The organism is Umboniibacter marinipuniceus, from assembly GCF_003688415.1.
Taxonomy (GTDB): Bacteria; Pseudomonadota; Gammaproteobacteria; order Pseudomonadales; family DSM-25080; genus Umboniibacter; species Umboniibacter marinipuniceus.
This window is the reverse complement of the sequence record NZ_REFJ01000002.1, coordinates 453,982-476,886: the sequence shown is the minus strand read 5'-3', so window position 1 is coordinate 476,886 and position 22,905 is coordinate 453,982. Positions and strand designations below refer to the sequence as shown.

22 protein-coding genes are annotated in these 22,905 nt (G+C 49.7%); 12 read left to right on the top strand and 10 right to left on the bottom strand.

From position 1 onward, the window contains the following. Nucleotides 1-161: 161 nt before the first annotated feature. The 11 genes from DFR27_RS06050 to DFR27_RS06000 all read left to right on the top strand — a co-directional run bounded on the left by DFR27_RS06050 (nucleotide 162) and on the right by DFR27_RS06000 (nucleotide 10,745). Nucleotides 162-1,379: an argininosuccinate synthase gene (locus DFR27_RS06050; protein WP_121876548.1), complete on the top strand. Its 1,218-nt coding sequence runs from the start codon at nucleotides 162-164 to the stop codon at nucleotides 1,377-1,379. A 271-nt stretch (nucleotides 1,380-1,650) separates the two neighbouring features. Further along, a complete protein-coding gene (ccoN, locus tag DFR27_RS06045; RefSeq protein ID WP_121876547.1) occupies nucleotides 1,651-3,096 on the top strand; it encodes a cytochrome-c oxidase, cbb3-type subunit I in 1,446 nt (481 codons plus the stop codon). 12 nt (nucleotides 3,097-3,108) lie between these two features. Beyond that, nucleotides 3,109-3,717, top strand: coding sequence for a cytochrome-c oxidase, cbb3-type subunit II (gene ccoO, locus DFR27_RS06040; RefSeq protein ID WP_121876546.1), 609 nt, complete (start codon nucleotides 3,109-3,111; stop codon nucleotides 3,715-3,717). Between the two features lie 3 nt (nucleotides 3,718-3,720). Further along, the gene (locus DFR27_RS06035) at nucleotides 3,721-3,885 is read left to right on the top strand and encodes a cbb3-type cytochrome oxidase subunit 3 (RefSeq protein ID WP_121876545.1); all 165 of its coding nucleotides are present in this window, start codon (nucleotides 3,721-3,723) and stop codon (nucleotides 3,883-3,885) included. Beyond that, nucleotides 3,882-4,775 (top strand): cytochrome-c oxidase, cbb3-type subunit III, encoded by an 894-nt coding sequence (gene ccoP, locus DFR27_RS06030; protein ID WP_342766693.1) that lies wholly within the window; start codon nucleotides 3,882-3,884, stop codon nucleotides 4,773-4,775. The genes DFR27_RS06035 and ccoP overlap by 4 nt, the downstream gene beginning before the upstream one ends. 83 nt (nucleotides 4,776-4,858) lie before the next feature. Continuing rightward, nucleotides 4,859-6,262 carry a cytochrome c oxidase accessory protein CcoG gene (gene ccoG / locus DFR27_RS06025; protein WP_121876543.1) on the top strand — a complete coding sequence of 468 codons (1,404 nt, stop codon included), beginning with the start codon at nucleotides 4,859-4,861 and terminating at the stop codon, nucleotides 6,260-6,262. Further along, entirely contained in the window at nucleotides 6,262-6,795 is a 534-nt protein-coding gene (locus tag DFR27_RS06020) for a FixH family protein (RefSeq protein ID WP_121876542.1), read from the top strand. The genes ccoG and DFR27_RS06020 overlap by 1 nt, the downstream gene beginning before the upstream one ends. Continuing rightward, a complete protein-coding gene (locus DFR27_RS06015) occupies nucleotides 6,785-9,145 on the top strand; it encodes a heavy metal translocating P-type ATPase (RefSeq protein WP_121876541.1) in 2,361 nt (786 codons plus the stop codon). Before DFR27_RS06020 ends, DFR27_RS06015 begins: the two co-directional genes overlap by 11 nt. After that, nucleotides 9,146-9,310 carry a cbb3-type cytochrome oxidase assembly protein CcoS gene (ccoS, locus tag DFR27_RS06010; RefSeq protein ID WP_121876540.1) on the top strand — a complete coding sequence of 55 codons (165 nt, stop codon included), beginning with the start codon at nucleotides 9,146-9,148 and terminating at the stop codon, nucleotides 9,308-9,310. After that, nucleotides 9,303-9,998: a sulfite exporter TauE/SafE family protein gene (locus DFR27_RS06005; protein WP_170150795.1), complete on the top strand. Its 696-nt coding sequence runs from the start codon at nucleotides 9,303-9,305 to the stop codon at nucleotides 9,996-9,998. The genes ccoS and DFR27_RS06005 overlap by 8 nt, the downstream gene beginning before the upstream one ends. 132 nt (nucleotides 9,999-10,130) lie before the next feature. Then, nucleotides 10,131-10,745, top strand: coding sequence for a Yip1 family protein (locus DFR27_RS06000; RefSeq protein ID WP_121876538.1), 615 nt, complete (start codon nucleotides 10,131-10,133; stop codon nucleotides 10,743-10,745). Nucleotides 10,746-11,072: 327 nt separating this feature from the next. Here the strand turns inward: DFR27_RS06000 and DFR27_RS05995 are convergent, their stop codons facing one another. The 7 genes from DFR27_RS05995 to metG all read right to left on the bottom strand — a co-directional run bounded on the left by DFR27_RS05995 (nucleotide 11,073) and on the right by metG (nucleotide 19,088). After that, nucleotides 11,073-11,786 (bottom strand): electron transport complex subunit E, encoded by a 714-nt coding sequence (locus DFR27_RS05995; protein WP_121876537.1) that lies wholly within the window; start codon nucleotides 11,784-11,786, stop codon nucleotides 11,073-11,075. Continuing rightward, a complete protein-coding gene (rsxG, locus tag DFR27_RS05990) occupies nucleotides 11,779-12,408 on the bottom strand; it encodes an electron transport complex subunit RsxG (protein ID WP_121876536.1) in 630 nt (209 codons plus the stop codon). The genes DFR27_RS05995 and rsxG overlap by 8 nt, the downstream gene beginning before the upstream one ends. Further along, nucleotides 12,408-13,448, bottom strand: coding sequence for an RnfABCDGE type electron transport complex subunit D (locus tag DFR27_RS05985; protein ID WP_121876535.1), 1,041 nt, complete (start codon nucleotides 13,446-13,448; stop codon nucleotides 12,408-12,410). The genes rsxG and DFR27_RS05985 overlap by 1 nt, the downstream gene beginning before the upstream one ends. Continuing rightward, nucleotides 13,435-15,765 (bottom strand): electron transport complex subunit RsxC, encoded by a 2,331-nt coding sequence (gene rsxC / locus DFR27_RS05980; RefSeq protein WP_121876534.1) that lies wholly within the window; start codon nucleotides 15,763-15,765, stop codon nucleotides 13,435-13,437. Before rsxC ends, DFR27_RS05985 begins: the two co-directional genes overlap by 14 nt. After that, complete coding sequence (gene rsxB, locus DFR27_RS05975; protein ID WP_121876533.1) at nucleotides 15,765-16,355, bottom strand: electron transport complex subunit RsxB; 591 nt, start codon at nucleotides 16,353-16,355, stop codon at nucleotides 15,765-15,767. Before rsxB ends, rsxC begins: the two co-directional genes overlap by 1 nt. A gap of 2 nt (nucleotides 16,356-16,357) precedes the next feature. Beyond that, on the bottom strand, nucleotides 16,358-16,933 hold the full coding sequence (rsxA, locus tag DFR27_RS05970) for an electron transport complex subunit RsxA (protein WP_121876532.1): 576 nt from the start codon (nucleotides 16,931-16,933) through the stop codon (nucleotides 16,358-16,360). Between the two features lie 106 nt (nucleotides 16,934-17,039). After that, on the bottom strand, nucleotides 17,040-19,088 hold the full coding sequence (gene metG / locus DFR27_RS05965; protein WP_121876531.1) for a methionine--tRNA ligase: 2,049 nt from the start codon (nucleotides 19,086-19,088) through the stop codon (nucleotides 17,040-17,042). A gap of 162 nt (nucleotides 19,089-19,250) precedes the next feature. Here metG and apbC point away from each other — a divergent pair, with 162 nt between their 5' ends. Beyond that, entirely contained in the window at nucleotides 19,251-20,321 is a 1,071-nt protein-coding gene (gene apbC, locus DFR27_RS05960) for an iron-sulfur cluster carrier protein ApbC (RefSeq protein WP_121876530.1), read from the top strand. Nucleotides 20,322-20,371: 50 nt separating this feature from the next. On the opposite strand, the gene DFR27_RS05955 is transcribed toward apbC, so the two are convergent. The 3 genes from DFR27_RS05955 to purM are packed head-to-tail and all read right to left on the bottom strand — an operon-like array spanning nucleotide 20,372 to nucleotide 22,763. Further along, entirely contained in the window at nucleotides 20,372-21,094 is a 723-nt protein-coding gene (locus DFR27_RS05955) for a DUF3108 domain-containing protein (RefSeq protein ID WP_121876529.1), read from the bottom strand. Further along, the gene (gene purN / locus DFR27_RS05950) at nucleotides 21,061-21,726 is read right to left on the bottom strand and encodes a phosphoribosylglycinamide formyltransferase (protein ID WP_121876528.1); all 666 of its coding nucleotides are present in this window, start codon (nucleotides 21,724-21,726) and stop codon (nucleotides 21,061-21,063) included. Before purN ends, DFR27_RS05955 begins: the two co-directional genes overlap by 34 nt. Continuing rightward, complete coding sequence (purM, locus tag DFR27_RS05945; RefSeq protein ID WP_121876527.1) at nucleotides 21,726-22,763, bottom strand: phosphoribosylformylglycinamidine cyclo-ligase; 1,038 nt, start codon at nucleotides 22,761-22,763, stop codon at nucleotides 21,726-21,728. The genes purN and purM overlap by 1 nt, the downstream gene beginning before the upstream one ends. Between the last annotated feature and the right edge of the window lie 142 nt (nucleotides 22,764-22,905).

Sequence of the window (22,905 nt, the reverse complement as noted above, 5' to 3'; positions counted from 1 at the left end):
TGGCTGGCAGATGTTCATTATTAATTCTACGCATCGAAAAAATCGGTTGAGGCGTTACTGCAACTTATGGTTATAGCTACTTCAGCTATTTTTCATTCGCTTTATTGCCGTCTGAGCGCTAAATTGTGCAGATTACTTGTTAATTGAGTTTAGGTAGGAAGATGTCAGAGAAGCAAAAAATTGTTTTAGCATACTCTGGAGGTTTGGATACCTCCGTAATCGTTAAGTGGCTCCAGGAAACCTATGACTACGAAGTGGTCACTTTTACCGCGGATATTGGGCAGGGCGAAGAAGTTGAGCCTGCACGTGCAAAGGCTGAGGCCTTAGGTGTTAAAGAGATTTTCATTGAAGATCTTCGCGAAGAGTTTGCGAAAGACTATGTTTTTCCAATGTTTCGCGCGAATGCCATCTACGAGGGTGAATATCTTCTAGGGACTTCTATTGCTCGTCCGCTCATTGCCAAACGTATGGTAGAGATTGCTGCGAAGGTTGGCGCAGGCGCCATTTCGCACGGTGCTACGGGTAAAGGTAATGACCAGGTACGTTTTGAACTGGGTGCCTATGCGCTCATGCCTGGCCTAAAGGTTGTAGCGCCATGGCGTGAGTGGGATTTAAACTCTCGCGAGCTGTTGATGCAGTATTGCGCTGAACATAATATCCCAGTGGAAATGAAACGTGGCAAGAAGTCACCCTATTCTATGGATGCAAACCTTCTTCACATTTCCTACGAGGGCGGCAACCTTGAAGACCCTTGGTGGGAGCCGGAAGAGGATATCTGGCGTTGGAGTGTTTCTCCCGAAGAGGCCCCTAACGCGCCGACTTACGTAACCCTAAGTTATGAGAAGGGTGATGTCATTGCGATTGATGGCGAAGCTTGTTCCGCGGCGACGGTTATGGAGCGCTTAAATGAGCTGGGTGGTGCGAATGGTATTGGTCGTCTTGATATTGTCGAGAACCGCTATGTTGGTATGAAGTCTCGCGGCTGTTACGAGACGCCAGCGGGAACCATTATGTTAAAGGCGCATCGGGCAATTGAATCGCTGACTTTAGATCGCGAGGCAGCTCACTTAAAAGACGAGCTGATGCCACGATACGCCAAGCTAATCTATAACGGCTATTGGTGGTCACCGGAGCGTGAAGCGCTGCAGGCTGCGATTGATTCAACCCAGCAGTACGTGAACGGCGAAGTGCGCTTGAAGCTCTATAAAGGTAGCGTATCGGTGGTTGGGCGTCGCAGCGAACAATCACTGTTTGACGAAAAAATTGCTACCTTCGAAGCGGACGAAGGCGCATATGATCAAAAAGACGCAGAAGGATTCATTAAATTGAACGCGCTACGTTTGAAGATTAGCGCGGCAAAAGGGCGTTCTCACAGTTAAAGTTGGTTTAATTTTAATCACCTAAAGCCCAGTTTTACTGGGCTTTTCCGTTTCTTTCGTTGCTGCATAAATTTTTTTGCTTTGTGTCACTAAAGGCATTTTTTTTGAATCGTATTTATGGCATTATGAGTTTGATATAAACCATAAAATAAATGTGGTTATTTAGTGGGGGCTAAATTTAAATTATCTTCTACTATTTAGAATGGCAGTTACGGAAAACCTCTAGAGGTTTTTTAAATAATCAAAATGTTACTGAGATCGGATAAATTTTATGAGTACTTCTCAAGCAACATCGAACCTTACAGTAGATTACAGTTTTAAGATTGTTCGCTACTTTTCCATCATGACGGTGGTGTGGGGTATCGTGGGAATGGCCGTTGGTGTGTTGATTGCAGCGCAGCTGTACTGGCCTGAGTTAAACATCGGTCCTTACTTGCACTTCGGGCGTTTGCGTCCACTTCATACCAACGCGGTAATCTTCGCATTTGGTGGTTGTGCTCTGATGGCAACATCATTTTATGTTGTTCAGCGGACCAGTCAGGTGAAGTTATTCGCTGAGAAATTGGCATGGTTTGTATTTTGGGGCTGGCAACTGGTTATTGTTGCAGCGGCTATTACATTGCCAATGGGTTTCACCTCTTCGAAGGAGTATGCTGAACTCGAATGGCCAATCGATATTCTTATCGCCGTTGTCTGGGTAGCTTATGCCGTCGTGTTCTTCGGAACAATCGTTAAGCGAAAAGTTGCTCATATTTATGTCGCTAACTGGTTCTTCGGTGGATTCATCCTAACCGTTGCAGTGCTTCATATTGTTAATAACCTAGAATTGCCGGTCTCGCTCTTTAAATCCTATTCAATCTACAGCGGCGCTACGGATGCCATGATTCAGTGGTGGTACGGACACAACGCCGTAGGATTCTTCCTAACTGCAGGCTTCCTTGGGATTATGTACTACTTCGTACCCAAGCAAGCAGAGCGTCCAGTTTTCTCCTACCGTTTGTCAGTGGTGCACTTTTGGGCTCTGGTTGGTATTTACATCTGGGCTGGCCCGCATCATCTTCATTACACAGCGCTCCCAGACTGGGCGCAGTCGCTTGGTATGGTGATGTCGTTGATCCTACTCGCACCTAGCTGGGGCGGTATGATTAATGGTGTTATGACTTTGTCCGGTGCGTGGCACAAGCTGCGAACCGATCCGACACTTCGTTTCCTTGTGGTATCGCTTTCATTCTATGGAATGTCAACATTCGAAGGCCCAATGATGGCCATCAAGACCGTGAACGCGCTTTCCCATTACACTGACTGGACAATCGGTCACGTTCATTCCGGTGCCTTGGGTTGGGTAGCAATGGTTTCAATTGGCGCGCTTTATCATTTGATCCCTCGTCTGTATAGCCGTACAGAAATGTACTCGGTACAGCTAATCAACAGCCATTTCTGGTTAGCAACAATCGGTACGGTTCTCTATATCGCCTCAATGTGGGTGAATGGTATTACCCAAGGCTTAATGTGGCGTGCATTTAATGATGACGGAACATTGACATACAGCTTTGTAGATTCAGTTGTCGCAAGCGGCCCAGGCTACTTTGTTCGCTTCGTCGGTGGAGCATTGTTCCTAGCTGGTATGTTAATCATGCTCTACAACGTTTATCGAACCGCTAAGATTGGAACGCCCGCTGATAATGGTCGCCCAGTAATTCAGCCGGCTGCAGCGTAAGGATTAAGAGAAATGAATCATTCAGTTATCGAAAAAAATATCGGGCTGATGGTAGTTCTTGTTACTGTCATGATCAGCTTCGGTGGCTTGGTGCAAATTGTGCCATTGTTCTTCCAAGAAGAAACAACTACACCTGTTGAAGGCTTGAAACCTTGGACTGCGCTTCAACTTGAAGGCCGCGACATCTACATTCGCGAAGGCTGTAATACCTGTCACTCTCAGATGATTCGTCCACTTCGTGGTGAAGTCGAGCGATACGGCCATTATAGCGTTGCAGGCGAACACGTTTATGAATTCCCGTTCCTCTGGGGTTCAAAACGTACTGGCCCTGATTTAGCTCGAGTGGGCGCAAAATACTCAGATGAATGGCATCGCGCGCATTTGTACAATCCTCGTGATGTTGTTCCAGAGTCAAATATGCCGGCGTTCCCGTGGTTGTTTGAGAACGTGCTAACCGGCGAGTTGACGCCTAAAAAGTTGGCGGCAATGCGTACGTTGGGAGTCCCTTACACGGATGAGCAGATCGCTTCAGCGCAAGAAGACGTTGCTGGGAAGACAGAGATTGACGCTTTGGTTGCTTACCTGCAGGGTCTTGGTCTTTCAATTACCGAGAGGCGCTAAATCATGTCGTCGGGAACTTTAGAAGGAATCGGCACTGTTTTAGCTTTTCTTGCAATGATTCTCATCTTCGCATGGGCATTCAGCAAGAATCGCAAACGTGACTTTGACGAGGCAGCGAACCTACCGTTCGCTGACGAGTTACCAGAGAATGAAGAAGGGAAGAAATGATGGATAGTTTTTGGAGTTGGTGGATCATTATTCTGACTAGCGTCTTCTTGGTGATCCAAGCTTGGATTTTATTCGCTAATCGCAAGACCCCGCGGATTAATCAGGACCCTGATGACCCAACTACTGGGCATGAATTTGACGGCATTTATGAGCTTGAGAATGAAATGCCGCGCTGGTGGTTCGGTTTGTTCGTAGCTACCTTTGTCTTCGGTATTGCCTACCTAATAGTTTACCCTGGAATGGGTAACTACAAAGGTGTTTTTGGTTGGACGCAAGTTGGTCAGCTCGAAGAGCGCCAGCAAGCAGCTGACGAACGCTACGGTGCGGTGTTAGCTGAATACATGCAGTACAGCGTAGAAGAGTTAGTAGATAACGAGCGCGCCCAACAAACCGGTAGTCGTTTGTTTGCCAACAACTGTTCAGTTTGTCATGGTTCAGACGCAAGAGGTAACTTTGGCTTCCCGAATCTTACCGATAATGATTGGTTATACGGTGGCGAGCCTGCAGACATCGTCGCAACGCTAAATAACGGCCGCGTTGCAGCGATGCCGGGTTGGAGCGCTGCATTGGGTGAAGAGGGTATTGACGAGGTGACGCAATACTTACTCGCCTTTACGGGACGCGCAACTAATGATGATGCAGTGGCTGCAGGCGAACAGAAGTTTGGTATGTTCTGTGCGGCTTGTCATAATGCCGATGCTAAAGGCAATCAGATGTTAGGCGCTCCTAATTTGACCGATGATATCTGGTTGTACGGTGGCTCAGAGGGTATGATCAAGCATACACTTCGTAGTGGTCGAAATGGCGTCATGCCGAAGTTCGGTCATAGCCTAAGTGAAGAACAGATCCACTTGCTCGCCGGCTACGTTTACGGCCTGTCGAAAGACTAGATCAGGGCGCTTACGGCTTAGTTCAAGAGCGGTGGCCTAGGCTGCCGCTTTTTATTGTGTGAATCATTTAGAGGTGAAGAAAAATGGGCGAACGCATACCTGCCAAGAATGAGGAGACGCTTTATGTCGATTTAGCAGGCGATCATGACAAGGTATACAATCGTCACTTGTCCAACGGCAAGTTTCTGAAGTTACGCCGGTTGTTCGTTTGGCCGTTATTGCTAGCCTATTTCCTTACCCCTTGGTTAAATTTAATGGAGCGTCAGTCTGTTTTATTTGATCTGCCGGAACGAAAATTTCATATCTTTTGGGTTACCTTTTACCCTCAAGACGGTATTTTGCTAGCCTTCCTACTAATCATCTCCGCGTTCACGCTGTTTGCAGTGACTAATGTATTTGGTCGAGTGTGGTGTGGTTTTACCTGTCCGCAGACTGTCTGGACGCAGATTTTCATGTGGCTTGAGTACAAAACCGAAGGTGATCGTGGCAAGCGAATGAAGCTCGACAAAATGCCTTGGAATGTTGAAAAGGTTGCTCGTAAGGGTGCTAAGCACGGATCTTGGATTCTGGTAGGCTTCTTAACGGGTTTAACTTTCGTTGGCTATTTCACGCCAATTCGGGAGCTAGTGGTTGATCTCGCCACCTTTAATGCCGCGCCATCGGCAGTTTTCTGGGTGATGTTCTTCTTGGTTGCGACCTACGCAAATGCGGGCTTTCTCCGCGAGCAAGTCTGTAAGTACATGTGCCCTTACGCGCGTTTTCAGTCAGTCATGTATGATGCCAACACTCTTGTTGTGACCTATAACGAGCAGCGAGGTGAGAAACGCGGTCCACGTAAACCCAAGGTGGATTACCGGGAACAAGGCCTTGGAGATTGTATCGATTGTACTTGGTGCGTGCAGGTTTGCCCGGTAGATATCGATATTCGTGATGGCTTGCAATACGAGTGTATCAACTGTGGGTTATGTGTAGATGCCTGTGATTCAATCATGGACAAAATGGGCTATGAGCGCGGACTCATTAGCTTTACCACCGAGAATAATATAGCGGGTGGCAAGACTAAATTTCTACGGCCTCGTTTGATTGGCTACGTGTTCTTTATCCTACTTATGGCAGGTGCACTCGTGACAACTTTGGTTCAACGGGTCCCGATGGAGGCCGATATCGAGCGTGATCGAAATGTGATGCATCGTATCAATAACGCTGGCCAGATCGAAAACCCGTACCGAGTCAAGATTGTCAATATGCTTGGTGATACACATCGTTATGAATTACGTATATTGGATAACGATCAATTTATCTTGTCGGGAGACACATCAATAGAAGTTGAGGGTGGTGACGTTAAGGAAGGGATCATTTTAATTACGGTTGATCCTGCCGACATCAATCGCCTTCGCTACGACATCGAAGTAGAGGTTAGAGCTATCGAAGATCCGAGCTTAGTGAAGATCATTGAAACGCGCTTTATGGCGCCACAGGTACGCTAATGACTGATTCAAATGTGAATGCTACACATGAAGACACACGCTGGTTCAAACAACCTTGGGCGCTTTTTGTTTTAGGGATCCTCTTGGTTGACGTGGTCTTCGCGCTCATCTTCGTTGGTCGTTCCATTAGCGGTGCTGACGACGTTGTAGTCAGTGATTATTATAAGGAAGGCTTGGCCATTAATGAACGAATTGCCAAGGCTGACGAGGCTCAGGCACTAGGTTTGGAGGCGAACATCACTTTCGATCAGCTGGATGAGGTGGTTGAAGTAGTGGTTGATCTAAATCTGAATCCGGAGCAAGCTGACACCTTGATTTTACGTTTAATTCACCCGGTTTCGGAAGATTTGGACCAACAGTTTATTGTTCAGCGAGTGGGCGATAGCCTCCGCTTTGAAGGATTAGGTGAAGGGAATCTTATCCACCGTTGGTATGTTCAAATTGAGCCGCTGGCGCGTTCATCATGGCTGCTCACTGGTGAGTTAGACCTCTCCGTAAGAAATAGCGTGCGACTTGAGGCCAATGGCAACTAGTTGCTTCCACTGTAACGAAGCCGTCCCGCCAGGCACCGATCTTTTTGTGACCTTTGATAACGTCTCACAACCGGTCTGCTGTGCCGGTTGCCAAGCGGTGGCAGAGATGATTCTTGACGATGGCTTCGCCGCCTATTATAAACATAGAGACGAGCCGGCCATTCGCCCAGATGAACATCGTTTCGATTGGGCTATCTTCGACGACGCTGCCTTTCAGAAGGATTTTTGTCGCCAAATAGAAGATGGGACGACTCGCGTTGACTTGCTGGTTGAAGGTATTACGTGTTCGGCCTGTGCCTGGCTAATTGAAAAGCGGCTGTCACAAACGCAGGGCGCAGCCAATTCCCAGGTTATCACCGCTAGCCATCGCCTGCGTTTTACTTGGGATCCTAGTCGTTCAAAGCTAAGTACTATTTTACAAGCGCTCAGTGCCTTGGGGTATCGTGTGCGTCCCTGGAACGAGGAGAACGCAGCGGAGCATTTTGCCGTTGAACTCCGATCATTACTCTTCAAGGTGGGCTTGGCTGGTATAGCCTTTCTTCAGGTAATGATGTTTGCTGTAGCACTCTACGCCGGTGAAATGAGCGGAATTGATGACTCACATCGCTCGCTGATGCGATGGTTTAGCCTAGCCATTTCAATTCCAGTGGTTTTCTATTCGGCTGAACCATTCTTCAGCGGCGCATACAGAGCGCTCAAGGGTCGTTCGTTGACGATGGAGGTACCCGTTGCTATCGCCATTAGCTTAGCGTGGGGTGCCAGTATTGTGGCCACTTTCACTAACTCAGGCGAAGTTTACTTCGACTCGGTGGTGATGTTCGTCTTCTTTCTACTTTCAGGTCGATATTTAGAGCATCGTGCGCAGCATCGCGAACGACAAACCCTCTTTTCTTTAGCCGCTTGGTTGCCGAGCTCGGCATTGCGCTTCGTAGACGGTGGCTTCCAGTGGGTTCCCACCATGGCGATTCGGGAAGGTGATCTACTTCAAGTGCTCAAAGGCGAAACGGCACCAGCCGACGGTGTACTGTCATCCGATTCAGCCCATATGGATGAGTCACTATTAACCGGCGAACACCTAGCGGTTAGAAAGCACCCAGGTGACCGGGTCTTCGCGGGAACGATTAACACGGGTGAAAGCTTTAGCTATCGCATGGATACGCCAACAGAGCAGTCTCAGGCAGCTAAGATCAATGAACTTCTGGGCGCCGCCGCTAACGAGAAACCACCCATTACACAACTCGTTGACCGTATCGCCGGCGGCTTTATTGCCAGCGTGTTGATCATAGCCGCCGCGAGCTACTGGTACTGGTCGGTGAGCGCGCCTCAAGATGCTTTTTGGATTGCTCTGTCGGTATTAGTGGTTACCTGTCCCTGTGCTTTAAGTTTGGCGACACCCGTAGCAATAACCTCATCCATTCTTGGCTTCAAGAAGCAGGGGGTTTTGGTGACTCAGGCGCGCTCGCTTCAAGCGCTAGATCGGGTTGATACGATATTTCTGGATAAAACAGGTACCCTCACCACCGGTGAGTTGCGGGTCGCGTCAGCAGAGATTCTTTCGTCGGTGTTCACCCAGGACTTGGTGTTAGATATTGCCGCTGCGCTTGAGCGCGAATCTTCTCACCCTATTGCCTCGGCCTTCAACACTCGTCCTACCAACATAAGCCCCGACAACTTGGAAGTGATTATCGGCGAGGGTGTAAGGGCTCAAGTTGACGGTCAAGAATGGCGCATCGGCAAGCCCAGTTTTTGTGATCCAGCGGCGACTTCGGAGCCAGTGGTGGCACTTAGCTGTAATCACAGCCTAGTCGCTAAATTTACCATTACCGATACCTTGCGCGATGGCATCTTCAATGATATTTCTAAATTAAAGGCGCAAGGCATCGAGGTGTTGTTGGTATCAGGTGATCACCAAGATACAGTCGCTAGCGTTGCAAAGGCGGCAGGCATTGATACGTTTTTCTCAGCGCAGAAGCCGGAAGACAAGTATCGCCTTTTGCAGCAGTATCGAGGCGAAGGAAGGCGAGTATTAATGGTAGGGGATGGATTGAATGATGTTCCAGTCATTGGCGGAGCCGATGTGTCGGTGGCGATGAGTTCTGGCGCAGCGCTAGCGCGTTGCCACGCGGACGTTGTGCTCAATGCCTCGAAAGGTTTTGGCTTAGCGGGCTTGCTGCGAAACGCACGCCGCTTGAATATCACCATCAAACAAAATCTTGGTTGGGCGTTGCTCTACAATTTAGTCGCGTTACCGCTGGCGGTGATGGGATTTGTCCCCCCTTGGGCGGCAGCAGTTGGAATGAGCTTGTCGAGCTTAATCGTCGTTTTGAATGCGTTGAAGTTGAGTAGATAAATGGAAAGCTTATACCTGTTAATCCCCATCGCGCTAGTGATCTTCGCACTGATCATAGCCTTATTGTTCTGGGCGGTACGTTCGGGACAGTTCGACGATCTTGAACGTGAAGGCGGTAGAATATTGTTTGACGATGACATTGAGGAAGCTAAACGCGATGAATGAAGCGATGCTTGCTGCGTTGTTATTTGGTTTAGCGGGGTCTACGCACTGTCTATCTATGTGCGGCGGGATAGCCATGGCGGTTACAGCTGGCCATGAGCGAGCCAATCGTTGGTTAGCCTTAAGCTACAACTTCGGTAGATTGAGTTGCTATGCACTATTGGGTCTGATTGTGGGCTACTTAGGTGAATTGATAGCCTTCAGTGCCGAGGCGGGCCTAGCACTACGTTTGCTTGCCGCCGTGTTACTCATTGCGATGGGCGTTTACCTTTTAGGGTTTAAGCAGGTGCTAGGTTGGCTAGAAAAGTTGGGAGCTAAGGTAATTTGGCAGCCACTTCGTCCATTAGCGCGAAAGGTTTTGCCCATACGAAACCATGGCACTAGTCTAATGGCTGGAGCGCTGTGGGGGCTATTACCCTGCGGCATGGTTTACACAGCATTGGCTTGGTCTACAGCTAGCGCATCGCCCATTTCCGGATCGTTAACCATGCTTGCATTCGGCCTCGGAACGTTGCCGGCGATGCTGGGTGTGGGGTTGCTAGGCAGTGTAGGGAATTGGTTTAAAACTCCTCATGTGCGCCGTCTTCTAGCGGTGATTCTAATACTCTTCGGCACCTTTAATGCTTTTCAGCAGTTAGCAAAATTAACGGTCGATACCGTTGACAAAAGTCATCAACATCATCACCACTAGTTAATTTTGATTGAAATATAATCACATCGTTGGAAAATCAACCAAAAAAAGGTTGTATCCTTGATTTCTTAGATTTATATTGGGTATGCACATCAGCAATACCTATATAAAAATAAGAAGTCGAGGTGTTTTATGTTTGCTTATATTTGGGGTTTTTATACCAACCCAGAATCTACTTGGAATAAGATTGCTAACTTGGATGAGGGTGCTCTAAAGCGCTGTCTTCCCTATGCCATCTTACTCGCTATGCTTCCACCCATTGCCTTTGTTTACGGTGTAACACAAACCGGTTGGCAAATTACTCGCGGTGGTGATCTCTTCTTAATGACCGTAGACAGTGCGCTCCAGATTGGCGTTCTTTACTATGCCGCATTGGTCGCAGCAGTGGTGGGCGTTGGCTACATGATTCACTGGATGTCGAAGACCTACGGCGCTACGACTATCATCTCAAAGGGCGTAATGATCGCCGCATTTTCGGCAACGCCTTTGTTCATTCTCGGCGTTGTTGCCATCTACCCGGTCATTTGGATCGCACTGCTAGCGGCTACGTTCGCTGCGGCGCACACAGTCTATTTGCTTTACTTAGGTATTCCTCGGGTACTCCGTATCGATGAGGATCGTGGTTTCATGTATGCAACGGCAATCGTTGCTGTCGGCTTAGTTGCCGTAGTCGCTACGATGGGTGCAACGGTTATCCTCTGGGATATGTTCGCGATGCCAGACTTTCAGCGTTTGAGTATTCGTTAGTCGCAAGCTGAGCTCAAAACCGTAGCGAGTCTTAGGTTAATGATCACTAAAAAAGCCCAGTTTTTACTGGGCTTTTTGTTGTTGATGCCAATAGTGAGAAGGCGCTTACAGCCTAATCAACTGATGAGCCCGGCAGTAGGAACGCGCTTACAGCCTAATTAACTGATGAGCTCGGCAGTAGGAAGGCGCTTACAGCCTAATTAACTGATGAGCCCGGCAGTAGGAAGGCGCTTACAGCCTTCATTAACTGATTAGCGCAGTAGCACGAACGCGCTTACTGCCCGTTTAGTTGATCACCCCAGTAGTACGAACGCGCTTACTGCCCGTTTAGTTGATCACCCCAGTAGTACGAACGCGCTTAATGCCTTTTTCGCTAGATGTATTTGCCAATCTCCGCGCATTTAGTCGAATATCGATGAAATTCTTAGTGGCGATAAGTAAGCCGGTGATAATAAAGGCGCCAGGGGGGAGGGCGGCCAGAAGAAAACCAGGATAGCTTTCTGGGAACACTTGAAGTGTTGAGTTTTCCGCTACACTACCCAAAAGCAGGTGCATATTATGGAAGAGGGTGCCGTAGGCGAGGAGCTCTCTCAATCCACCCAACACAACCAAAACAACTAGAAAGCCCAGCCCCATCGCTAATCCATCGGCCGCACTTCTTACCACACCATGCTTACTTGCGAAGGCGTCTGCTCTGCCAAGGATCGCACAGTTGGTTACAATCAGCGGAATGAAGATGCCGAGGATCTCGTAGAGTTCGTAGGTATAGGCCTGCATTAATAGCTGGATACAGGTAGTGAAACTCGCAATGATCATAACGAATGCAGGCAGACGAATGGCCTCGGTAGCCTGACGGCGGAAAAGACTCACCGCAATATTCGACCCACACAGTACAAAGAGCGTGGCTAGGCCAAGCCCAAGGGCGTTTACAACTGAGCCCGTTACGGCCAGTAATGGACAGAGCCCAAGGAGCTGAACAAGAGCGGGGTTATTACGCCAAAGCCCATCGAGGCTAATATCGCTGAATGCAGGCTTACTCATGAGTCTGTAGCTCCTTTAGCCAAGTGGATTCTTCGGCAATGGCGTTTAAGGTTCGCTCTACTTGACGGACTACTGCTCGGGGAGTCACGGTGGCACCAGTAAATTGATCGAAGTCACCGCCATACTTCGCCACATCCCAACCGGCTCTGTCCTCAAGAGAATACGGAAGGTTGTTGAAGCCAAGGATCCAATCACTTTTACTCACTTCGATTGCGTCACCTAAACCTGGCGTTTCCCTATGCGCCAAAACACGCACGGCGAGGAGATTGCCGTGCTTATCAATGGCTATCAAAAGTTTAATTCGCCCCGAATAGCCGTCGAGTGCGTCAGTAGGAATGAGTACGGCCGCCAATTCATCGTGGTTAGTGGCGAGGAGTACTGGCGCATCTGAATGCGTTACCGTTGCGAGGAATGCCGGTGTATCGATAGCAGTCTCGTTCAAGTTGTTGGTATAGCTGTTGGTATCAATGAGCTGGCTATATAAACGTTGTGCTGCGAGCTCTTGCTGGGTGGAAATCTTATCCTTGGTGAAGCTATAGGTACCGCCCAGCAGCAACGCAGTAGCAATGCCAAAACCAAGAAGTCGGAGGACCGCATCGAGAATGGAGCGTGTGGTTTTCATCAATCCGACTCCTTAGCAATAATCGATGTGGCTTTCTCACGACCGTAAGAGCGCGGTACCGTGTAGTAGTCAATAAACGGTGCCGCGAGGTTGGCGATTAGGACAGCGAAAGCTACGCCATCGGGATAATTACCGAAGGCTCTAATCAGATAAATCATTACGCCGACGAGAGCGCCAAAAATAAACCGACCACGATTACTGGTTGCACCGCTAACAGGGTCTGTGATGATGAAGAATGCGCCCATCATCGTGGCACCGCTAAACCAGTGAAACAGCGGTGAGCCGCGGCTATCAGAGCCATCACCCGTCCAGAATACTAGTGCCATAAGACCTAAGCTTATCAGCATCGCCACTGGGGCATGCCAGCTAAAAAGTTTGCGTTTGAGTAGGTAGAGACCGCCCATCAAAAACGCCACGTTAATGATTTCACTGGCATAGCCTGCGACTTTACCGCGGGCGAGTTCGAGATTGCTTGCCACGGCCTCAGTGTAGGTCTGACCCTGAAGATTTCGGACAATATCAAGTGGCGTAGCGGCGGTGTAACCGTCAATAGACTGACCACCGAAAATCGCCGCCAATGCGACCTCATTGGGAATAGCGGAAGAGAGCTGCTGAGCCTCGGGCCAGCTAGACATCGCCAACGGAAAGGAAATGAGTAAAACAACATAAGCGACCATGGCGGGATTGAAAGGGTTCATTCCCAAGCCACCAAAGAGTTGCTTGGCAAATACAATGGCGATGATGGCTCCAAAAAATGGTAGCCACCAGGCGGCGAAGGGCGGGATAGCCAGCGCGAGTAGCACGGCTGTTAGTACCGCCGAATAGTCCTGTAATGCACTGCGCAAGGGGCGTCCTCGTAGCGCCAAGATTACCGCCTCCGCAAATAAGGCTCCGATAGTTGCCAAGGCGAGATTAACAAGTGTGCCCATACCGTAAAGCATGGTCATAGCCACTGTTGCCGGGATACAGGCAAAGATAACCAGTCGCATGAGCTGAGGCGTTGATAGTGACGACTGAAGATGAGGGCTAGTTTTCGTCATGATCACGGGTCCATTCTGCGAGCTTAACTTCGATTTTCGTTACGGCATTTCTGAATGCTTCGAGGTGTTCATTGTTCTCTGCTTCAGCTTTACTCAGTCTTGCCTTGGCTTTGTCTAGCCGGGCTTGAAGACTTGCATGCTGTTGTTGCCGCTTTTCCGCTGGGGTAAGACTTGCTTGGGCTGCGGCGGTTTGCTTGGCCCGTTCAATGGCCTCTAACGCCTTATCGTTGTGAACAGATTGTACTGCCGGTGAAAATGCGTCGCTAGCGAGTGTTTCCTGCTGTTTAGCGGTTAACTGTTCGATGCGACGGTGCAACTTTTCACGGAGCAGCTCGTCATCGCTTTCATTAAGTTGTTGCTGAGAGCGAGCGATGTTGTCTTCGATGCGTTGTAGCGCTTCACGCTGTCGTTCCTGGGGCGACCGACTTGAGCGAGCGGCAGTCAGCGCATTCAGGGCATTTTCAGCCCGTTCAATATTGCTCTGTCCTTGCGCTGCGTTATTGCCGTCGGTATTGACCTGCTTCGTTGTAGGCAGAGCCTCGGCGGCGTTGGCGGTTTGGGGAAGCCCACTTACGTCCGCTAACTTAGTTTGTAGTTGTGTTTGTTTAAGAACGCTTGCCGCGCGCTTAGATTGTAACTGCGGAATAAGACTAGCGTCCTCGCCGTGTTCGGCGATGGTCTCAGCAATTTGCTGATCAATAAATTCGATTCGCTGAGCAATGCTCTTCAACTGTTTGTGCAGCCGCTCGCTTTGCTGATCAGCTTCACTTGCTTTGGTCTGCTTTAGTTTAGCTCGTGCCGCGGCGAGTGGGTCAGGGCTATCGGCATTTGCGTTAACGGGCTTGAACGAGGCAACAGAAGGCGTAGCTGACTGTTGTTGCTTGGCTAATTTGGCTTTCTCGGCAGCGGCCTTGCGAGCCAAACGCTTGGCTTCTTTCTCTGCTTCCGCGGCATCCATTCGCTGCTTTCTGAATTCAAAGCGGGCGCGAGCTCGGTCGGATCGGAGTTGATCTTCAGCGGCGTGCTTAATGGACGCTTTAGCGGCTCGATAATGCTGTACTAATGGCAACTTACTTGGGCAGACGTAGGCGCAGGCGCCACACTCGATACAATCGCTCAGGTGATAAGCGTCCAGTTTATCGTGATCGTCCGCTTTGCTATACCAATACAGCTGTTGTGGTAAAAGTTGCGCGGGGCAGGCTTCGGCACAGAGACCACAACGGATACATTCTGAGCTAGCGTTGAGGGCGTCGTAACCAGGTATTAATAGACAGTTGGTAGCTTTGACGACAGGCACGTTCAGCGATGGTAATTCAAAGCCCATCATAGGGCCGCCCATGATGACTTTGTCGTCATCGGAGCGGAAATTTAGGTGAGCGAGTAGATCTTCGACCTTGGTGCCAATTCGGGTAAAAAAGTTGCCTCGCTGCTCAATCCCTTCACCGGTGACGGTGGTGACACGCTCAATAAGAGGTAAGTCGTCTATGACCGCTTGTTTGATGGCCCGAGCAGTACCAACATTTTGCATGACAATACCCAGCGCCGCTGGAATATCGCCGCTGGGGACTTCTTGCCCCGTTAAAATCTGTATCAGTTGCTTTTCGCCGCCGGACGGGTATTTCGTAGGGAAAGAGGCTACCTCAATTTTGGTCCCTGCGCAGGCGATTCTCATTAGCGAAAGTGCTTCAGGCTTGTTGTCTTCAATACCAATGACAACCGTCGCGGGATTGCCGAGCAGGTGCGCGAGTATTTCAACGCCGGTGCGAATCTCGTCGGCCTTTTCGCGCATCAGCATGTCATCGGCGGTAATGTATGGCTCACACTCAGTACCGTTGATGATTAGCGTGTTGATGGGACGTTGACCGTCCAGTTTGACCGCTGTAGGGAAGCTTGCGCCACCTAAACCAGCAATGCCCGCGCTACGAATGATATCAAGTAGTTCGCGCTTTCCTAATGACTGCCAGTCTGTTCTTCGCTTGGTGGTTATTTGGGTGTCGAGACCATCCGCCTCCAGTATGACGGCGATATCCTTGAGCCCACTGGGGTGGCTAACAGGGTGGTAGTCAATTTCCTTAATGGTGCCAGACGTTGGCGCGTGAACGGAGGTTGACATAAATCCCGTGGAAACGCCGATCACCTGGCCTTTAAGTACCTTGTCGCCAATCTCGACGCACACGGTTGCGGCCACACCTATATGTTGCTTAAGCGGGATAATATACTCGCTAAAAATGGGTAGTGACTGGATCTCCTGCTGATTCGAGAGCGACTTTTGCTCCGGCGGGAAGACGCCGCCAGGGATATCATGAATAATTCGCATTAGCTAATGACTCCCCGTTTGTCGGTGGCGATAAGATCCGGTTGCTTCCAACTCCAGGTATTAATATCTTCATCAATTTCTAGCAAGTCGATACAGTCAACTGGACAAGGTTCTACGCAGAGATCACAACCCGTGCACTCATCTACGATCACAGTATGCATTTGTTTGGCCGCACCGAGGATTGCATCTACCGGACAGGCTTGTATGCACTTAGTACAACCAATGCATTCATCTTCTCGGATGTAGGCAATTACACGCTTATCCTTTTCCTCTCCGTGACTCTCGTCAAGCTCGGGTGCTTCAACACCCAGTAGCTCTGCTAGTTGGTTGACGGTTGTCTGACCACCTGGCGGACATTTGTTAATGGCATCTCCATTAGCAATTGACTCGGCATAGGGTTTGCAACCAGGGAATCCGCACTGCCCGCATTGAGTTTGTGGCAATAAATTATCAATCTGATCCACGATAGGGTCGCCATCGACTTTAAATTTAACTACGGCATAGCCCAGTACAAGCCCGAACAATACTGCCAGAAGAGAGAGTGCAAACAGCGAGCTTGAGATGGTTGATTGGGTGAGTAAATCGAACATGATTACACCATACCCGCGAAGCCCATGAAGGCTAGCGACATCAAACCGGCGGTAATCATGCCAATGGCGGCACCTTGGAATGGTGCTGGCACGTCGGCAACGGCAAGCCTCTCACGCATCGCACTAAAGAGTACCAGCACTAGGGAGAAACCAACCGCCGCACCAAAGCCGTATAGCGTTGACTCCAAGAAGGTGTGCGCCTTCTGAGTGTTTTGTAACGCCACACCTAGTACCGCACAGTTGGAGGTGATTAACGGAAGAAATACACCCAGTACACGGTAGAGCAATGGCGAGGTCTTTTCAACGAACAGCTTGGTAAACTGAACGACACCTGCGATAACCACGATGAAGGCAATGGTTTGCAGGTACTCAAGTTCTAGCGGAATAAGTAGCCAGGTGTTCACCGCATAGGAACAGATTGCGGCAAGCGTGAGTACGAAGGTTGTTGCGCCACCCATGCCTATCGCAGTTTCGAGCTTATTAGACACGCCCATAAACGGGCACAGTCCCAAAAACTGCACAAGTACGAAATTGTTAACTAAGATGGCACCAATTAAGATGACGAAAAAGTCTGCCATAAGTCCCTGTTAGATTCTGCGGTTAATGGCGCTAAGTTTAGCGCCTAGCCTTATGCCTAGCAATAATATAAAAGGTATTGCCTTATAACTATTTACTATCTAGCGATCACTTAATTCGCATGCCTGGGATGGCACCGCTATCGGGGCTCAATAGGTAGATTTCGTCGCCACCCGGGCCGGCGGCGGCAACCATGCCTTCCGAGACTCCGAAGCGCATCTTCCGCGGCGCCAAATTTGCTACCAATACGGTCAACCGGCCAACCAGGACTTCGGCGTTATAGGCCGATTTGATCCCGGCGAAGACATTACGCTGTTCACCACCGAGGTCGAGGGTAAGTTGTAATAGCTTATCGGCGCCTTTAACGGACTCAGCCGCCACAATTTTTGCAACGCGAAGATCGACTTTAGCAAAATCATCAAAGCTAATTTCTTCGGCAAGTGGATCAGCATCGAGTTGACCATTGCTGGCGAGTGTCTCAACTTCGGGTGCAGGTTGGAGTGCTTCGAGTGCGGCCTTAGCATCATCCATCATGGCATCAATGGCCGGCTGTTCTAAACGTTTTAACAGCGGGCTGAAGGTGGCAATTTCATGGTCAGCGAGCCAAACGGGCCCCGTTTTCCAACAGCTAGGGCGTTGCAAGAATTCGCCTATCTTCTCCGCCGTCACTGGGAGCACCGGTGCCAACCAAGTTGACAGTGCAGCGAACATGTTGAGTGACTGGACGCAAACCGCTAGGGCCTCAGCCTGAGTTGCTTCAGACTTTGCTAAAGACCAGGGTTGGTGTTGGGCGATATATTGGTTGGCGAGATCGGCTAATGCCATAATTTCCCGCATGGCCTTACCATATTCGCGAGCTTCGTAGTGCGCGGCAATGGAACTGTCAGCAGTGGTGAATTGTTCCCAGAGCGAGGTATCGTGGGGTGCACCGCTAAGTTTTCCAGCGCCCAGTTTGTGGACAAATTTGGCCGTACGACTGGCGATGTTGACCACCTTACCAACGAGGTCAGAATTGACTCGCTGCATAAAATCTTCAAGGTTAAGGTCAATATCATCTACGCCAGCAGATAACTTCGCGGCAAAGTAGTAGCGAAGGTATTCGGGGTTCATGTGATTTAAGTAACTGCGAGCGTTAATAAAGGTCCCACGAGACTTAGACATTTTTTTACCATTCACCGTCAAGAATCCATGGACATTAACGCCAGTGGGTAAACGGTAGTTAGCCGAGTGCAACATTGCTGGCCAAAACAGAGCGTGGAAGTTGACAATATCCTTGCCAATGAAGTGATAGAGTTCAGTTGTGGCGTCCGCTGACCAGTACTCATCGAAGGATAGATCACTGCGCTGATCACAGAGGTTTTTGAAACTTGCCATGTAGCCAATTGGCGCGTCCAACCAAACATAGAAGTACTTGCCTGGCGCTCCGGGGATTTCGAAGCCGAAATAGGGTGCGTCGCGAGAGATATCCCAGGCCTGAAGGCCACTGTCCAACCATTCAGACAGCTTGTTAGCCACTTCGGTTTGCAGGGTGCCAGAGCGAGTCCAGTGTTTTAGAAAATCGCTGAACTGAGGCAGGTCAAAAAAGAAATGTTCGGACTCTTTTTCAACGGGCGTTGCACCTGAGAGCGTTGACACGGCATTGATTAAATCCGTAGGCGAATAGGTAGCGCCGCAGCTCTCACAATTATCGCCGTATTGATCTTCGGCTTTACAGCTTGGGCAAGTACCTTTGATATAACGATCAGCGAGAAAAATATTTCGCTCTGGGTCAAACGCTTGGGTGATGGTTTTACGGGTAATATGCCCGTTCGCTTCAAGCGCTAGATAAATCTCCTCGGAAAGCGCTTTGTTTTCATTAGAATGGGTAGAATGAAAATTATCAAAGCCAATATGAAAGTCAGCGAAGTCCTGTTCGTGTTCCGCTTTCACCGCGGCAATCTGTTCCTCGGCGCTACGACCAAGTTGCTCTGCTTTAAGCATAATTGCGGTGCCGTGAGCATCGTCAGCGCAAACGTAGGTACAGCCGTTCCCGCGCATTTTCTGAAAACGTACCCAAATGTCCGTTTGAATGTACTCAACCAAGTGGCCTAGGTGAATCGAACCGTTGGCGTAGGGTAGGGCACTCGTGACGAGGATTTTACGAGGTAACGTTGACATGCGTTCGGGTAACTCCATTCGATAAAAGGGCAGGACAATTTAAGCGAGATTTTAGCCTAATTGCTCGCTCCTTGAAACTAAACTAGCGGTTTTAAAGGTTGAAATTTCGCTCCACAACGCCATTATGGCGGAAGTCACTACAATTTCTCCACGGAGCGCCCTATGATTAGCCGCGAAAAACTTACTGAGGCCCTTTCAAAACTCCAATTTGGAACCCATCAACAACCGCTAGTCAACTGGCTTTCTGAGACCGAACTTAGCGATACCGCTTGCCGATTAGTCTTTAGTTTCCCTTGGCCATGTAAATCACAGTGGGAAGGCTTAAGTCAGCGAATTGCCGTAGCGATTGATGAACTCGTTGAACATCGGGATTTGACGATTGAATTTGCAATTAGCGTACCGCAGCTGGCGATTAAAGCGGAGCGACCGTTAGTAGCGGGTGTGAAGAATATTATTCTGGTGGCTTCGGGAAAAGGCGGAGTGGGTAAATCAACGACCACTGTAAATCTGGCCCTGGCACTGCAGGCGGAAGGCGCGAAAGTTGGCGTATTAGATGCTGATATCTATGGGCCTAGTATCCCAACAATGTTGGGCGTTGCCGAGGGGACTCGGCCAAAGGTGCAAGCGTCCAAGCATTTCGAACCGGTCGTCGCAGCGGGTCTGCAAACCATGAGTCTTGGATATCTTACCACGGAGAAGACGCCAGCGGTGTGGCGCGGTCCTATGGCGAGCGGCGCGTTGATGCAGATATTGGAACAAACGCTCTGGGATGATCTGGACTACCTTATTGTTGATATGCCACCAGGAACTGGTGATATTCAACTAACTGTTGCTCAGAAGATGGCGGTCTCGGGGGCAGTAATTGTCACCACTCCTCAGGATATCGCGTTGTTGGATGCCAAGAAGGCAATTGAAATGTTCGCCAAAGTTAACATTCCAATCGTTGGTCTCGTTGAAAATATGAGTATTCACACCTGTTCCGCTTGCGGTCATCAGGAGGCTATCTTTGGTAGTGATGGCGGTGAACGTCTGGCTGCCACCTATGACGCGAAGTTGCTGGCTAAGCTGCCTCTTTCCTTAGCAATCAGGCAGTCGGCTGATGCAGGTGAGAATCTCATGGCTAGTAGCGGAGCAGAACAGCAAGCATACCAAGCCCTAGCGCTCCGTTGCGGTGAGGAAGTGGCGATGATGCCCTTGGCTTCAATGCCAGAATTTGTCTTGCTAGATGACTGAGCTAAGCGTGAAGCTGAGGTGAATTAACGGCAGAGTCTTCGTACTTGCCGTTACAGGAACTTCAGCGAGCTAATGTTGAGCGAATAGCTACTATCGTCCTCGGTATAGCGAATGCTCGTCATTACGCCGGCCAGGGCTGGCGCAAGCCAAACCTCAATGGTTTTGTCCTTGTCTTCGCGTCGCTGAATGAAGCGCACGGTGGAGATAGTTTCCCCGTTAATCTGTTGCTCGCTAGAACCCTCGCGAACAAATCGTAATAGGTCCGTTTTTCCACGACGAATGATGGGGATCTCGACGGTGTCGTCGCCGTTAATGGCGGCTAGACTCAGCGCATACTGATAGGAGAGGTTATCAAGGTAGGGTTGCTCAATTGGAATGGTTTTTGCACCATGTCGGTCTTCATAGATCACCGCGCCCGGCGTATTGAAATCAATAGAGCGACTGCGCCGCGAAAGAAAGAAGCGTTGGTCATAGCGGTAACTCTGGGCTTCAATATTCCGATCTTCAACTCGAAATAATGACTCCTCCGCGATGGTTCCAAGTGCGGCCTCTAGTACGGTAGAGAGTGAGCAGTTGTTAAGCTTAGTGTCGGTGTCTTGATGCTCGCAAGAAAAACTCCGCGTGGCGGTGATCTCAAGCCCCGAGTAGCGACCCTGATAGGTCGCTTCATAGGGCTGTCTTGATTCAGCAGCGCTAATAGGTACGTTCCAGAGCAGGGCCAAAAGAAGGGTTGGTCTAGCTAGCTTTGTGATACCTGTTCTGAGGTTTTCCATAGAATTCCCGAATTATCGATGACTTTATTATCGAGTAAAGCGCGGCCGTTCTCATAACGCAAGCGATTATCACAGAACCAGGACACGGCCACCGGGAAAATGTGATGCTCTACGTCAAATAGAATACGCTCCGCAAGGCTCTTGGCGGTCATATCAGGGTCGATGGGTGTTTTACCCTGAATGATTGGTGGGCCACCGTCGAGCTCAGCGGTAACGTAATGGACGGTAGCGCCAGCAAACTCATCACCGGCGTCGATCGCACGCTGATGGGTGTTTAATCCGGGATACTTGGGCAGCAGGCTCGGATGAATGTTTATCAGCTTGCCAAGATATTTGTCGACGAATACCGGCGTCAAAATACGCATAAAACCCGCGAGAATAATGAGGTCAGGCGCAAAGGCATCTACGGCTTCGGAAAGTTGCGCTTCAAACTCTTCGCGCGATCCAAACTGAGTGTGGTCAATCGCAACACTCTTAATTCCATGCTCCTCAGCTCGCGTTAAGCAGCGGGCAGTTGGGACGTTAGAAATAACGCCCACAACATTCCCAGCAAACGCATTGCGTTGGTCGGCGTCAATAATAGCCTGCAAGTTAGTTCCGCTACCTGACGCCAATACGATGATTCGTTTCATCAAACGTTCTCCAGCACCACTTCGCTTGCCGCATCGGTGGTGATTCGGCCGATAATGGTACCGGGTTCACCTGCAGCCGCGAGAAGTGCTAGCGCCTTGTCCGCCTCATCGGCACCCACCACAACGGTCATGCCGATACCACAATTGAAGGTGCGGTAGAGTTCGGTAGCTTCAATGTTGCCTTCACGTTGGAGCCATTCAAACACCGGAGGAAGCGTCCAGCTGCTACAGTCGATGACGGCTTGAGTGCCTTCAGGTAGAACTCGCGGGATATTCTCTAATAGACCACCACCGGTAATGTGAGCCAGAGCCTTAAATGGCTGCTCACGATGCGCTTGAAGGAGTGCTTTAACGTAGATACGGGTTGGCGCCAGCAAGGCGTCAGCAAGGGTGGCGCCATCGAACTCAGAATCAAGCGTCATAGCACTGCGTTCAAGCACTTTGCGGATAAGTGAATAGCCATTGGAGTGAGGGCCTGATGAGTTGAGGCCGATAATGACATCACCCGCGGCAACACGGCTACCATCGATGACTTCATCGCGCTCTACGATACCGGTAGTGAAACCGGCGAGGTCGAAATCATCGCCATCATACATACCCGGCATCTCGGCAGTTTCTCCACCAATCAGTGCGCAGCCTGCTTGGATGCAGCCCTCGGCGATACTTTTCACCACCTGTTCAGCCACATCAAGGTCTAGCTTTGCGGTAGCGTAGTAGTCGAGGAAGTAGAGTGGTTCTGCACCGGCAACTACCACATCATTAACACACATCGCCACTAAGTCGATGCCAATACCGTCGTAACGCTTGGCATCAATGGCAAGACGGAGCTTGGTGCCGACGCCATCGGTACCGGAGATTAATACTGGCTTGCGGTAGCCTTCGGGCAGGGCGAAGGCACCACCAAATCCACCAAGACCACCCAGTACTTCTGGGCGAGATGTGGCTGCGCAGGTAGCTTTGATACGATCGACGAGCTGATTGCCAGCGTCAATGTCTACACCGGCATCGCGATAACTTAAAGGGGTCTTGTTTGACATAGCTATTTCCGTGTGAAGTGCGCAACTTAGGCGCAGCAAAATATGATTAATGGCGCAAAGTTTAACGTGAGATAAGCAATATTGAAGTGATTGGGTAATACTACCGCGATACATGAATCACCGCATAAACTGTGAGAAAAGT

Coding starts and splice junctions, on each gene's coding strand:
- DFR27_RS06050 (WP_121876548.1), top strand. CDS start 162: ATGTCAGAGAAGCAAAAAATTGTTTTAGCATACTCTGGAGGTTTGGAT.
- ccoN (WP_121876547.1), top strand. CDS start 1,651: ATGAGTACTTCTCAAGCAACATCGAACCTTACAGTAGATTACAGTTTT.
- ccoO (WP_121876546.1), top strand. CDS start 3,109: ATGAATCATTCAGTTATCGAAAAAAATATCGGGCTGATGGTAGTTCTT.
- DFR27_RS06035 (WP_121876545.1), top strand. CDS start 3,721: ATGTCGTCGGGAACTTTAGAAGGAATCGGCACTGTTTTAGCTTTTCTT.
- ccoP (WP_342766693.1), top strand. CDS start 3,882: ATGATGGATAGTTTTTGGAGTTGGTGGATCATTATTCTGACTAGCGTC.
- ccoG (WP_121876543.1), top strand. CDS start 4,859: ATGGGCGAACGCATACCTGCCAAGAATGAGGAGACGCTTTATGTCGAT.
- DFR27_RS06020 (WP_121876542.1), top strand. CDS start 6,262: ATGACTGATTCAAATGTGAATGCTACACATGAAGACACACGCTGGTTC.
- DFR27_RS06015 (WP_121876541.1), top strand. CDS start 6,785: ATGGCAACTAGTTGCTTCCACTGTAACGAAGCCGTCCCGCCAGGCACC.
- ccoS (WP_121876540.1), top strand. CDS start 9,146: ATGGAAAGCTTATACCTGTTAATCCCCATCGCGCTAGTGATCTTCGCA.
- DFR27_RS06005 (WP_170150795.1), top strand. CDS start 9,303: ATGAATGAAGCGATGCTTGCTGCGTTGTTATTTGGTTTAGCGGGGTCT.
- DFR27_RS06000 (WP_121876538.1), top strand. CDS start 10,131: ATGTTTGCTTATATTTGGGGTTTTTATACCAACCCAGAATCTACTTGG.
- DFR27_RS05995 (WP_121876537.1), bottom strand. CDS start 11,786: ATGAGTAAGCCTGCATTCAGCGATATTAGCCTCGATGGGCTTTGGCGT.
- rsxG (WP_121876536.1), bottom strand. CDS start 12,408: ATGAAAACCACACGCTCCATTCTCGATGCGGTCCTCCGACTTCTTGGT.
- DFR27_RS05985 (WP_121876535.1), bottom strand. CDS start 13,448: ATGACGAAAACTAGCCCTCATCTTCAGTCGTCACTATCAACGCCTCAG.
- rsxC (WP_121876534.1), bottom strand. CDS start 15,765: ATGCGAATTATTCATGATATCCCTGGCGGCGTCTTCCCGCCGGAGCAA.
- rsxB (WP_121876533.1), bottom strand. CDS start 16,355: ATGTTCGATTTACTCACCCAATCAACCATCTCAAGCTCGCTGTTTGCA.
- rsxA (WP_121876532.1), bottom strand. CDS start 16,933: ATGGCAGACTTTTTCGTCATCTTAATTGGTGCCATCTTAGTTAACAAT.
- metG (WP_121876531.1), bottom strand. CDS start 19,088: ATGTCAACGTTACCTCGTAAAATCCTCGTCACGAGTGCCCTACCCTAC.
- apbC (WP_121876530.1), top strand. CDS start 19,251: ATGATTAGCCGCGAAAAACTTACTGAGGCCCTTTCAAAACTCCAATTT.
- DFR27_RS05955 (WP_121876529.1), bottom strand. CDS start 21,094: ATGGAAAACCTCAGAACAGGTATCACAAAGCTAGCTAGACCAACCCTT.
- purN (WP_121876528.1), bottom strand. CDS start 21,726: ATGAAACGAATCATCGTATTGGCGTCAGGTAGCGGAACTAACTTGCAG.
- purM (WP_121876527.1), bottom strand. CDS start 22,763: ATGTCAAACAAGACCCCTTTAAGTTATCGCGATGCCGGTGTAGACATT.